7 protein-coding genes are annotated in these 12,405 nt (G+C 65.0%); 3 read left to right on the top strand and 4 right to left on the bottom strand.

Annotated elements, in window-relative coordinates; genetic code table 11:
- Nucleotide 1: 1 nt before the first annotated feature.
- The 3 genes from uvrC to uvrA are packed head-to-tail and all read right to left on the bottom strand — an operon-like array spanning nt 2 to nt 5,584.
- Nucleotides 2-1,885 (bottom strand): excinuclease ABC subunit UvrC, encoded by a 1,884-nt coding sequence (uvrC, locus tag FEF27_RS08275; RefSeq protein ID WP_138170388.1) that lies wholly within the window; start codon nt 1,883-1,885, stop codon nt 2-4.
- Nucleotides 1,878-2,633, bottom strand: a complete 756-nt coding sequence (locus tag FEF27_RS08280; RefSeq protein WP_138170389.1) for a lysophospholipid acyltransferase family protein — start codon at nt 2,631-2,633, stop codon at nt 1,878-1,880. Before FEF27_RS08280 ends, uvrC begins: the two co-directional genes overlap by 8 nt.
- Before the next feature lie 11 nt (nt 2,634-2,644).
- Entirely contained in the window at nt 2,645-5,584 is a 2,940-nt protein-coding gene (gene uvrA, locus FEF27_RS08285) for an excinuclease ABC subunit UvrA (protein ID WP_243729160.1), read from the bottom strand.
- 106 nt (nt 5,585-5,690) lie between these two features.
- Here uvrA and FEF27_RS08290 point away from each other — a divergent pair, with 106 nt between their 5' ends.
- Genes FEF27_RS08290 through FEF27_RS08300 form a run of 3 tightly spaced genes read left to right on the top strand, consistent with a single transcriptional unit; the run spans nt 5,691 to nt 10,248 of the window.
- Complete coding sequence (locus FEF27_RS08290) at nt 5,691-6,356, top strand: MBL fold metallo-hydrolase (protein ID WP_138170391.1); 666 nt, start codon at nt 5,691-5,693, stop codon at nt 6,354-6,356.
- Entirely contained in the window at nt 6,335-8,968 is a 2,634-nt protein-coding gene (locus FEF27_RS08295; protein WP_138170392.1) for a DEAD/DEAH box helicase, read from the top strand. The genes FEF27_RS08290 and FEF27_RS08295 overlap by 22 nt, the downstream gene beginning before the upstream one ends.
- Nucleotides 8,965-10,248, top strand: a complete 1,284-nt coding sequence (locus tag FEF27_RS08300; protein WP_138170393.1) for an alpha/beta fold hydrolase — start codon at nt 8,965-8,967, stop codon at nt 10,246-10,248. The genes FEF27_RS08295 and FEF27_RS08300 overlap by 4 nt, the downstream gene beginning before the upstream one ends.
- Nucleotides 10,249-10,257: 9 nt before the next feature.
- On the opposite strand, the gene uvrB is transcribed toward FEF27_RS08300, so the two are convergent.
- Entirely contained in the window at nt 10,258-12,390 is a 2,133-nt protein-coding gene (gene uvrB, locus FEF27_RS08305) for an excinuclease ABC subunit UvrB (protein WP_138170394.1), read from the bottom strand.
- Nucleotides 12,391-12,405: the final 15 nt, after the last annotated feature.

Consider the following 12,405-nt stretch of genomic DNA (forward strand, 5'->3'; position numbering starts at 1 on the left):
CCTACTGCCCCTGCTCGTCCGCGCGAAGGTGCTGCAAAATCTTCTGTGCTGTCTCCAGGCCCAGGCCCGGAACTTCCGCGATCTCCTCGGGGGTCGCGCGCAGAATATTGGCTACGGAGCCAAAATGGGCGACGACGGCGGCACGGCGCTTGGGACCGAGACCCGGCACCTCGTCCAGTGCTGAGGCTGTCATCTTTTTCGACCGTGTGGAGCGGTGGTAGGCGATGGCGAACCGGTGCGCCTCGTCGCGGATCCGCTGCAGCATGTAGAGCGCCTCAGAGGTCCTCGGCAGCACCAGTGGGAACTCCTCGTCACTGACCCATACCTCTTCGAGCCGCTTGGCCAGGCCGACCACCGGCATCTCGGCCAGCCCCAGATCCTGAAGCGCTCGGTGCGCAGCTGCCACCTGCGGCTGGCCACCGTCGACCACCACCAGGCTGGGCGGGTAGGCGAATTTCCCAGGATCGTCGACGTCGAGCTCGGCCGATTCTTCGAGGTACTTACTGAACCGTCGAGTCAGCACGTCATACATTGCCGAGGTGTCATCACGGGCCGCCTCGCCGCGGACGCTGAATCTCCGGTAATCCTTCTTCTTAGGCAGCCCATCCTCCAACACCACCATGGAGCCGACCACATTGGTCCCGCCCGTGTGGGAGATGTCGAAGCACTCGATGCGCAGCAGCGGTTCCGTGAGACCCAGCTGCTCCTGCAGTTCGCGCAGCGCCGCTGAGCGAGTGGTGATGTCGCTGGACCGGCGAGCCTTATGCAGACGCAGCGCCTGCTCCGCATTCTCCTGCACGGTTTCCAGCAGGGCGGCCTTGTCCCCGCGCTGGGGCACCCGCAGGTCGACGGCGGCTCCGCGCCGAGCGGAGAGCCACTGGGTCAGTTCGGCGCGGTTGTCGGGGACCGCGGGCACCAGGACCTCGCGCGGGATGCGTTCGGTGTCCGCCATGTCCCCGTAAATCTGCAGCACCAGCTGCTCCACCATGCCGGCGTCGTCGATCTCCTCCACCTTCTCTGAGATCCAGCCGCGCTGCCCGCGGATGCGGCCCTGGCGGACGTGGAAGACCTGGGCGCTGGCTTCCAACTCATCCTGGGCAAAGGCGAAAATGTCAGCATCGGTTTCGTCGGCGAGCACCACCGCATTGCGTTCAAAGACCCGTTGGATCGCGTGGAGTTCGTCACGGTGCCGAGCGGCGTCCTCATACCGCAGCTCATCGACCGCCTGCTTCATCTGCGCCTCAATCCGCCGGATGTGAGGTCCGGGGCGCCCGGCCATGACCTCCACAAACTCCTCGGCAAGCTTCCGGTGGTCCTCCACGGAGATCCTGCCCACGCACGGGGCGGAGCACTTGTCGATGTAGCCCAGCAGACAGGGGCGTCCGGCCGCTTCGGCCCGCTTGTACACCCCTGCGGAGCAGGAGCGGACCGGGAACACCCGAAGCATGGTGTCCACAGTGTCACGGATGGCTTTGGCGGGGTAGAACGGGCCGAAGTACTTCACCCCGGGCTTCTTGTCGCCGCGCAGCACCTGGACCCGGGGGACCTTCTCGTTCATGGTCACCGCGAGGTAGGGATAGGACTTGTCGTCCCGGTACATGATGTTGAACCGGGGCGTATGCTGCTTGATCCAGGTGTATTCCAGCTGGATCGCTTCGAGCTCGGAGCGCACCACCGTCCATTCCACTGACGCGGCGGCATGGACCATCGCGTACGTCTTCGGGTGCAGCTGATGCACGGAGGCGAAGTAGGTGTTCAGCCGGGACCTGAGGTTCTTGGCCTTTCCCACGTAGACAACCCGGCCGTGGGCATCGATGAACCGGTACACCCCCGGCGTGGTGGGGATCTCACCGGTCTTGGGACGGTAGCTGGCTGGGTCAGCCATCGGCTCCCGGGGTGCCGCCGGAGGCCGAGTCGGGCGCAGCGGGGCGAGCGTTGTAGGCGTCCACCCGCTCCTGCCCGGACAGGGCGGCGATGGCATCCATGACTGCGCTGGTGGCTTCCTTCCGGGGCTTCATGGAGTGCTTCTCGCCCAACTTCTCGAACTGCAGCGGCGCGCCCACGCGCATCTCAAACTTCGCCGGACGCATCATGTTCTTATCCGGCGGCTGCAGCTTCTCGGTTCCGCGCAAGCCCACTGGAATAACCGGAGCGCCGGTGGCCAAAGCCAACCAGCCCACTCCGTTCTTGCCACGGTAAAGCCGGCCGTCCCTGCTTCGGGTGCCCTCGGGGTAGATCCCGACCCCGTGGCCTGCTTCGATAATCCCGGTCAGCCCGAAGAGCGCCTCCACGGCCCCGGACTGCCGGTCGCGGTCCACCGGCACCGACCCGAACGACTCAAAGAAGAACCGCTTGCCCCTGCCGCGCAGCCCGGGCTGGGTGAAGTACTCGGCTTTTGCGAAGAAGCTGACCGCGCGGGGGAAGATGCCCTGAATCAGGACGGAGTCCAAGAAGCTGAGGTGGTTGGAGGCGACGATGAACCCACCGGCGTCGGGAACGTGCTCCAATCCGGTGACAGTAGGCCGGCACAGCAGGCGCACCACGCCCCCGCCCAGCTTGCGGATAGTCTCTTGGGCGGCGGTGCGGCCTTCGACGACGTCGGCCGAATCTGGTGCTTCCGGTACGGTGCTCATCGCAAGAGAGCTTAGCAACTGTGCTGGGCCACACGGGCAGCGCTCAGCAGCGGGGCCAGAAACCTGCCGGTGTGGGACCCGGTCTCCTCATGCGCTTCAGCGAGCGTCTCGGGGACCCCTTCTGCAATGATTCTGCCGCCGCCGGAGCCACCCTCGGGCCCAAGGTCGATCACCCAGTCCGCCGATTTCACCACGTCCAGGTTGTGCTCGATCGTGAGCACCGTGTTGCCCTTGTCCACCAGGCCCTGCAGCACCCCGAGCAGCTTGCGGATGTCCTCGAAGTGCAGCCCGGTGGTGGGTTCGTCCAGCACGTAGATGGAACGGCCATTGGACCGTTTCTGCAGCTCGGAGGCCAGTTTCACCCGCTGCGCCTCCCCTCCGGAGAGGGTGGTGGCGGACTGGCCCAGCCGCACGTAGCCCAGGCCCACCTCCACCAGCGTGTTGAGGTGCCGTGCGATGGGGGCGAACGCGGAGAAGAACTCGGCGGCGACCTCGATGGGCATGTCCAACACGTCGGCGATCGACTTGCCCTTGTAGAGGATCTCCAGGGTCTCCCGGTTGTAACGCGCCCCCTGGCAGACTTCGCAGGGCACATAGACATCGGGGAGGAAGTTCATCTCAATCTTGAGCGTGCCGTCACCCGAACACGCCTCGCAGCGTCCGCCCTTGATGTTGAAGCTGAACCGCCCCGGCTGATACCCGCGTGTCTTGGCCTCTGGGGTGGAGGCGAAGAGTTTGCGGATGTGGTCGAAGACCCCGGTGTAGGTCGCGGGATTGGACCGAGGCGTGCGTCCGATCGGGCTTTGGTCGACTTGGATGATCTTGTCGAGGTGATCGGCGACGCCGTCGATGCGGCGATGCCGCCCGGGCACCTGGCGTGCCTTGTTGAGGCGGTTGGCCAGCGCCTTCGACAGGATCTCGTTGATCAGGGTGGACTTTCCGGAGCCCGAGACCCCGGTCACGGCAAGGAAGAGGCCCAGCGGGATGTCGACGCTGACATTGTCCAGGTTGTTCTCCGTCGCCTCCACTATCCGCAGCTTCCGCTGCGGGTCGACCGGCCGTCGCTCACCCGGTACTGGAATGCTCCGGCGACCCGCGAGGTAGTCCCCGGTGATGGAGTCTTCATTGGCCCGCAGCCCCGCTACCGATCCGGAGTGGACAATGCTGCCGCCGCGCTCGCCAGCCCCGGGACCGATATCCACGATCCAGTCAGCCTCTTCGATCGTGTCCTCGTCGTGTTCGACGACGATGAGCGTATTGCCAAGGTCACGCAACCGCGTCAGTGTCTGGATGAGCCGGGCATTGTCGCGCTGGTGGAGGCCGATCGACGGTTCGTCCAGGACGTAGAGCACTCCCACCAGCCCGGAGCCGATCTGCGTCGCGAGCCGGATCCGCTGAGCCTCTCCGCCGGAGAGGGTCCCAGCCGCCCGCTCCAAATTGAGGTAGTTCAGGCCCACATCCAGCAGAAACTGCAGCCGCGCGTCGATCTCTTTGAGCACCTGGTCTGCGATCTTCGCATCGCGCGCCGAGAGCTTCAGCCCGTGGAAGAACGCGGCGCACTCGTCCAACGGCAGCCGTGCGACTTCCGCAATGGACCGGCCCTCCACGAGCACCGAAAGCACCGCCGGATTCAGCCGCTGACCCGAGCACGCCGGACAGGGTATCTGCCGCATGTACTGTTCGTAACGGTCCCGGGCGTTGTCGGACTCGACCTCTTCGTGCTTGCGCTCGATATAGGCCAGCACACCCTCAAACCCGCTGGTGTAGCGCCGCTCCCGGCCCCACCGGTTCCGGTAGGAGACCTTGACCTTGAAGTTGCGTCCGCGCAGCAGCGCCTTCTGCACTTTCGGGGTGAGGTCTCTCCAGGGCGTGCTGACCGAGAACTTCAACTCCTCGGTGAGACCCTCAATGATGCGTACCCAGTACTTCTTGGTCTCCGCCCCCATGGCCCAGGGCGCGATCGCCCCGTCCCGAATGGAGAGGGAGTCATCGGGCACCACCAGGTCAGGGTCCACCTCCAGTCGGGAGCCGATGCCGGAGCAGACATCACAGGCGCCGAACGGAGAGTTGAAGCTGAAGGTGCGCGGCTCGATCTCATCGATAGGCAGCGGATGCTCATTCGGGCACGCAAGATTTTCACTGAACGTCCGGTACTTGGGGCCGGTCAGCCCGTCCGGAACCCGTGAACGGTCAGCAGGCTCCCCGGTGGAGTCCAGGTCCACCAGGTCGATGACCACCCGACCGTCAGCCTGTTTGAGTGCCGTCTCTATGGAGTCCGTCAGACGCTGGCGTATCCCGTCCCGGATGACGAGCCGGTCGATGACCACGTCCACCGAGTGCTTGAACTGTTTCTCCAGGTGCGGCGGATCGTTGAGCTGGATCAGCTCATCGTCAACCACGGCGCGGGAGAACCCTGCCCCCGCCAGCTCCCGAAAGAGGTCTTTGAACTCCCCTTTCCGCTCCCGCACCACCGGGGCGAGGACCTGGAAGCGTGTGCCTTCGGGGAAGCTGAGGATCTGGTCCACGATCTGCTGCGGTGTCTGCCGGTCAATCTTCTCTCCGCACTCCGGGCAGTGCGGGACCCCGATGCGCGCCCACAGGAGGCGCAGGTAGTCATGGATTTCGGTGACCGTGCCCACCGTGGATCGCGGATTCCGTGAGGTGGACTTCTGGTCGATGGACACCGCCGGGGAGAGCCCCTCAATGAAGTCGATGTCGGGCTTGTCGACGCGCCCCAGGAACTGCCGAGCATAGGCAGAGAGTGATTCCACATAGCGGCGCTGTCCCTCGGCGAAAATGGTGTCGAACGCCAGCGACGATTTCCCGGAGCCGGAGAGCCCGGTGAAGACGATGAATGAGTTGCGGGGCAGCTCAACCCCGACATTCTTCAGGTTGTGCTCGCGTGCCCCTTGGACAACAATCTCAGTGGCTTCGGCTCGGGTTTCAGGCACGGGCTCAAGTGTAAGCCCGACCCCGAATTCGAACAAGTGTTCTATCTCACGTCGGCGTCCCCGGCCGACCCTTGAGCCGTCCTGCCCTGGGCATAGACTGGGACGCATGGCTCCGGACAATTCCTTGATCTATGACTTGCCCGCAGTGACCCTTCGGCGCATCGCCGTCAGTGACATGAGTAATAATGTCTATCTGCTCACGGCGAAGAAGACGGGCGTGCAGGTGCTGATTGACGCCGCGGACGACCCCGCGGCGATCCGCTCCATGGTGGAGGCGGCCATCGGCGACACACCCTGCTCCCCGCGGCTGGAGGCGGTGCTCACCACCCATCGGCACTGGGACCACATTCGCGCCCTGGCGGATTTTGCCGCCGAGGGGGTGGAACTTGCCGCCGGCGCACCAGACGCTGACAGCATTGAGGCTGAGCAGAGCGTGACCATCAACCGCCGGCTTGAGCATGGCACCACAGTCAGCTATGACGGCATCGGGCTGGAGGTCCTTCACCTGCGCGGGCACACCCCCGGGTCGGTGGCCTTCGTCTGCCGGGTGGAGGATGGACCCACCCACATCTTCAGCGGAGATTCGCTGTTCCCCGGCGGAGTGGGCAAGACCTGGAGCAGCGAAGACTTCCAGCAGCTCATCGGCGACGTCGAGTCCAGAATTTTTGACCAGTTCGACGACGACACCATCATCCACCCCGGACACGGTGCTCCCACCACACTGGGTGCCGAGCGCCCCAAGCTCGCCGAATGGCGGGAACGCGGTTGGTGACACCACCGGCAGCGACGGCAGCAACTCTGCAGGTTCCCGGCTCCTGGAGCACTCCTGCGCCCGAAGAGCTCTTCGCCACCTTCCGGGAGTGGGCGGCAGGGCAAGGGCTGAGCCTGTATCCGGCCCAGGAAGACGCCATTCTGGAGCTGGCGGACTCGCACCACGTCATCATGGCCACACCCACCGGGTCCGGAAAGTCGTTGGTGGCGCTGGCGGCCCATTTCTTCGCTCTGGCCAGGGGCCAGCGCACGGTGTACACAGCACCGATCAAGGCGCTCGTGAGTGAGAAATTCTTCTCTTTGGTGCGGGTCTTCGGTCCTGCGAACGTGGGAATGGTCACTGGCGACTCCGCAGTGAATGCCGGGGCTCCCATTATCTGCTGCACTGCGGAGATTCTGGCCAATGAGGCGCTGCGCGACGGCGCAGCAGCCGACCTGGGTCCGGTGGTGATGGATGAGTTCCACTTCTATGCAGACCCGCACCGGGGCTGGGCGTGGCAGGTGCCGCTGATTGAGCTGCCGCAGGCACAGTTCCTGCTCATGTCCGCCACCCTGGGAGATACAGCGCGCTTCGAGCGCCGCATCGCGGATCGGACCGGCCGTGACGTCGTCGTTGTTTCTTCAGCCCAGCGCCCGGTGCCGCTGGCCTTTGAATACTCCACTACGGCGTTGGTTGAGAAGCTGGAGGAGCTCGCTGCCCACCAGCTGGCACCGGTGTACGTGGTGCACTTCTCGCAGCGCGAGGCCGCGGAGCAGGCCGCCGGGCTGATGAGCCTGAACCTGTTGTCCAAGGCGGAGCGCGAGCAGCTGAGCGAACGGCTCAAGACGTTCCGCTTCGCCAAGGGGTACGGCCAGACCCTTGCCCGGCTGCTCAAGTCCGGCGTGGGCGTCCACCACGCAGGGATGCTGCCGAAGTACCGCCGGTTGGTCGAACAGTTGGCCCAAGAAGGCCTGCTGAAGGTCATCTCGGGCACCGACACGCTGGGAGTGGGCATCAATGTGCCGATTCGCACCGTGCTGCTGAGCGGGCTGTCGAAGTACGACGGCACCCGGGTCCGGCAGCTCAACGCCCGCGAATTCCATCAGATCGCCGGACGCGCCGGCCGGGCCGGGTTCGACACTCAGGGCACTGTGGTGGTCCAGGCTCCGGAGCATGTCATTGAGAATGCGGCCGCTGCCCGCAAGCTGGAGGCCAAACACGGCGGCGACGAGACCAAGCTCGCTCAGGCGCTGAAGTCCAAGCCCAAGAAGAAGCCCCCGGAGGGGTTCGTCTCGTGGAGTGAGAAGACCTTCGACAAGCTGATGGGGGCAGACCCGGATCCCATGGTCTCCCGGATGAAGGTCACCTATGCCATGGTCCTGCACATCCTCAACCGGCCGGAGGATCCCATCACCGCCATGCGCCGGCTGATCACGAACTCGGACGAGACTCCGGTGCGGCAGGCTCAGCTGCAGCGCCAGGCATTGCAGATCTTGCGGGAACTCCTGGCTGCCGGGGTGCTGGAGAAGTTGGAAGAACCGGGTGAAGACGGCCGGACCGTGGATCTGACCATCGAGCTGCAGGACGATTTTGCGCTCAACCAACCGCTGGCGCCCTTCGCCGTGGCCGCGCTTGAGCTGCTGGACCCCGAGTCTGAGACGTACGCGCTGGAGGTGATCAGTGTCATCGAGTCCATTCTGGAGACGCCGTATCAGGTGACCGGCGCGCAGGTGAAACGGATCAAATCCGAGCGACTCGCCGAACTGAAGGCCGAGGGCGTCGACTACACCGAACGGATGCGCATTCTCGATGAGCTGACACATCCGCAGCCGCTGGCGGAACTTCTCGAGCAGCAGTTCGAGGTCTACCGGGCTGCTGCCCCGTGGGTGGCCGATTATGAGCTGCAGCCGAAGTCGGTGGTCCGGGACATGATTGAGCGGGCTTTCACGTTCATCGACGCGGTCAACTACTACGGTCTGGCCCGCAGCGAGGGTGTGCTGCTGCGCTACCTCACCGACGCCTACCGGGCGCTGCGCCAGACGGTTCCTGCCGCAAAGGTGACCCCGGAACTCGAGGACCTCCTGGAGTGGCTCGGTGAGGTGATCCGGCAGACCGACTCCTCGCTGCTGGAGGAGTGGGAACGGATGGCCGCCGGGGAGGACCCCGAGAAGCTCGCCGAATGGGACCGGCAGCGTGCCCAAGACGTGGAGTCAGCTCCCCCGGCGGGTTTCACCGGGAATGAGCGGGCGTTTGCCGTGGTGGTGCGCAACGCAATGTTCCGCCGGGCAGAGCTGTTCGCCCAGGAGAAGGAGGAGGCGCTGGCCGCCCTTCAGCGAGAACATGCCCCGAGGTCCGAGTGGGCGTCCCCCGAACGCTGGGGTGAGGCACTGGACACGTTCTTCAATGAGTACGAGGACGTCTATGTTGACGCTCAGGCGCGCAGCGCCGAGTTCTTCCGGTTGAGCAAGAATCCCGCCGACAGGCCCGGCTTCTGGCACGCCGTGCAGGTCCTCGACGATAACGAGGGCAACCGTGACTGGGGTATCCACGCCTGGATAGATCTCGCCGCATCGGACGAGGCAGAGGCGGCGGTGATCACGGTGGACCACGTCGGTGAGCTGCGAGCTCCATGACCACCCGGCAGCTGCTGGACGGCACTCGCCTCACTGAGCATTGGGTGACTGCTCCCTTGGACTGGTCCGACCCGCATGGTGAGCAGCTTCAGGTCTTCGCCCGTGAGTTCATCGGCCCCAACGCAGTGGCCAAAGGCGAGCTCCATGTCGAGAGTCTCCCTTACCTGCTGTTCCTCCAAGGGGGACCCGGCGGCAGAGGAAGCCGCCCCGCCAAGCTCAGCGGGTGGATGGCGGACCTGGCGCAGGACTTCCGCATCATCATGCTGGATCAGCGCGGCACCGGCCTGTCCTCACGCGTGGACCGGCACAGCCTCTGCGCTCGGGGGACGCCGGAGCAGCAGGCCGCCTACCTGCGCAACTTCCGCGCTGACTCCATTGTGCGCGACGCCGAGGCGCTGCGTGAACAGCTCGGCATCCGCTCCTGGACAGTCTTCGGGCAGAGCTACGGGGGGTTCTGCACCCTGACCTACCTCTCCTTGGCTCCGCACTGCATGGACCGGGCACTCATCACCGGCGGGCTTCCGCCCCTGGAGGGGCACCCCGACCGGCTCTACCGCCGGACCTACCGCCGCATGGCCCGCCGCAACACCGAATACTTCGACCGTTTCCCGGAGGACCGGGAACGACTGGATGCGGTCTTCGACCACCTGCGACGGCACCGGGTTCAGCTGCCCGACACCTCTCCCCTGACACCGATGCGGCTACAGCTGCTCGGCCTGGAGCTCGGCGGCAATACGAAGGCCGACTCCCTGCACTACCTCCTGGAAGAAGCCTTCACCGGGGGCAGGCTCTCCGACGTCTTCCTGACCGAGGTCGGACACCGGATCAGCTTCGCCAGCAATCCGATGTACGCGCTGATGCACGAATCCATCTACGGACTGCCCGGCGAGGGACCGACAGACTGGTCCGCTGAGCGGGTGCTGCCGGAGTTCCCGGAGTTCTCCACCGCCGACGAATCGCCGCTGCTGACCGGCGAGATGATCTTTCGCTCTCACCTGGAGCTGGACCCGATGCTCGCACCACTGAGCGCCACAGCCGAGGCGCTGGCGGCAGTGGACGATTGGGGCCCGCTCTACGATCTGACGCAGCTGGCCCACAATGAGGTGCCGGTGGCGGCGTGCGTCTACACCGACGACGTCTTCGTGGACCGGGACCTGTCCTGGGAGACCGCCGCCCGGGTGGGACAGCTGAGCGTCTATGAGACCGCCGAGTTCCACCATGACGGGATCCACGATGACGGTCCCGCCATCCTGCGCGAGCTGCTGCGCCGCACCGAGTGACCGGCGGCGCTACTCGGCCGTCTGGATGGCGCGCAACTCCCGCTTGAGGTCGCCGAGCTCATCGCGGAGCCGGGCAGCAAGTTCGAAGTTCAGATTCTCCGCCGCCCGGTGCATCTGTTCGGTCAGCTGGGCAATCAGGTCTGCGGTGTCCTGGGCCGGAGTCTGCGCGGCAAGACTGGGCGCAGTCGGCTCCTGACCCGGGGCGTCGTCGTCCTCTCGGTGGAATCCGGTGAATCCCCGGTGACCCTTGCCGTACTGGAACCCGGTGGCCAGTCCGCCCATCCCCTGCAGGAGGTCCGCGGTGTCTGCGTCTTCCCGGGCCAGCTGGTCGGTGATGTCGGCGATCTTCTTCACCAGCGGCGCCGGGTCAATCCCGTGCTCCCGGTTGTGCGCAATCTGCCGCTGGCGGCGCCGTTCGGTCTCGTCAATGGCCCTCCGCATGGAGTCGGTGATCTTGTCGGCGTACATGTGGACTTCACCGTGGAGGTTTCTGGCCGCCCGGCCGATGGTCTGGATGAGGCTGGTGGTGGACCGGAGGAAACCCTCCTTGTCAGCATCCAGAATGGCCACCAGAGAGACCTCGGGGAGATCGAGGCCCTCCCGCAGCAGGTTGATCCCGACGACCACATCGAAGGTTCCCTTGCGCAGCTCCCGAAGGATCTCGATCCGTTTGAGAGTGTCGACATCCGAGTGCAGGTACTCCACCTTGACCCCATGCTCCAGCAGGTACTCGGTGAGGTCCTCTGCCATGCGCTTGGTCAGGGTGGTGACCAGGGTTCTCTCATTGCGCTCGGACCGGGTTCTGATCTCGTGGAGCAGGTCATCAATCTGACCCCGGGTGGGTTTGACCTCAATCTTGGGATCCACCAGACCGGTGGGCCGGATGATCTGCTCGACGACGCCGTCGGACTGTCCCAGCTCATAGTTGCCGGGAGTGGCCGAGAGGTAGACGGTCTGACCGATGCGCTCCAGGAACTCGTCCCACTTCAGCGGGCGGTTGTCCATGGCCGAGGGCAGCCTGAATCCATGCTCCACCAGAGTGCGCTTCCGCGACATATCCCCTTCATACATGCCGCCGATCTGCGGGATGGTGACGTGGGACTCGTCAACGATGAGCACGAAATCGTCGGGGAAATAGTCCAGCAGGCAGTGCGGGGCGGAGCCGGCAGGCCGGCCGTCGATGTGCCGGGAGTAGTTCTCGATGCCATTGCAGAAGCCCATCTGCTGCATCATCTCCAGGTCATAGGTGGTGCGCATCCGCAGCCGCTGGGCCTCCAGCAGCTTGTTCTGCGCCTCCAGCTCCTGGAGCCGTTCACGCAGCTCGTCCTCAATGGCGGCGATCGCCTTGGCCATCCGGTCCTCCCCGGCCACATAGTGGCTCGCCGGGAAGATGTACATCTCCTCCTCCTCGCGAACCAGCGTGCCGGTCAGCGGGTGCAGGGTTTGGATGGCCTCGATCTCATCGCCGAAGAACTCGATGCGCACCGCGAGCTCCTCATACATCGGGATGATCTCCACCGTGTCTCCGCGCACACGGAAGGTCCCCCGGTGGAAGTCGGTGTCGTTGCGCACATATTGCATGTTGACGAACCGGCGCAGCAGTTCGTCCCGGTCCACCACCTGCCCGCGCCGCAGGGAGACCATCTGGGCGATGTACTCCTCGGGTGTGCCCAGGCCGTAGATGCATGAGACAGTGGCCACGACGACGGTGTCGCGCCGAGTCAGCAGCGCGTTCGTCGCTGAGTGGCGCAACCGCTCCACCTCTTCGTTGATGGAGCTGTCCTTCTCAATGAACGTGTCAGTCTGCGGCACGTAGGCTTCAGGCTGGTAGTAGTCGTAGTAGGAGACGAAGTACTCCACCGCGTTGTGCGGCAGCAGTTCGCGAAACTCATTGGCCAGCTGCGCAGCCAGGGTCTTGTTCTGCACCATGATCAGCGTGGGGCGCTGCAGCCGTTCGATCAACCAGGCAGCGGTCGCGGACTTCCCCGTTCCGGTGGCACCCATCAGCACCACGTCCTTCTCGCCGCCCTCCACCCGCTCAGCCAGCTCCTCGATCGCTTGCGGCTGGTCGCCCGACGGCTGATACGGACTCTCCACAGTGAACGGCGCGACAGTGCGGGAGATCTTCGGGGCGAGACTCATGAGGGGTAGTCTACG

Origin of the sequence: Nesterenkonia sphaerica (assembly GCF_005771565.1) — a bacterium.
Taxonomy (GTDB): domain Bacteria; phylum Actinomycetota; class Actinomycetes; order Actinomycetales; family Micrococcaceae; genus Nesterenkonia; species Nesterenkonia sphaerica.

Bases quoted from the DNA above. Each gene is read 5' to 3' on its own strand.
- FEF27_RS08295 (WP_138170392.1), top strand. From the start codon at position 6,335: ATGGCGGGAACGCGGTTGGTGACACCACCGGCAGCGACGGCAGCAACT.
- FEF27_RS08280 (WP_138170389.1), bottom strand. From the start codon at position 2,633: ATGAGCACCGTACCGGAAGCACCAGATTCGGCCGACGTCGTCGAAGGC.
- FEF27_RS08290 (WP_138170391.1), top strand. From the start codon at position 5,691: ATGGCTCCGGACAATTCCTTGATCTATGACTTGCCCGCAGTGACCCTT.
- uvrB (WP_138170394.1), bottom strand. From the start codon at position 12,390: ATGAGTCTCGCCCCGAAGATCTCCCGCACTGTCGCGCCGTTCACTGTG.
- FEF27_RS08300 (WP_138170393.1), top strand. From the start codon at position 8,965: ATGACCACCCGGCAGCTGCTGGACGGCACTCGCCTCACTGAGCATTGG.
- uvrC (WP_138170388.1), bottom strand. From the start codon at position 1,885: ATGGCTGACCCAGCCAGCTACCGTCCCAAGACCGGTGAGATCCCCACC.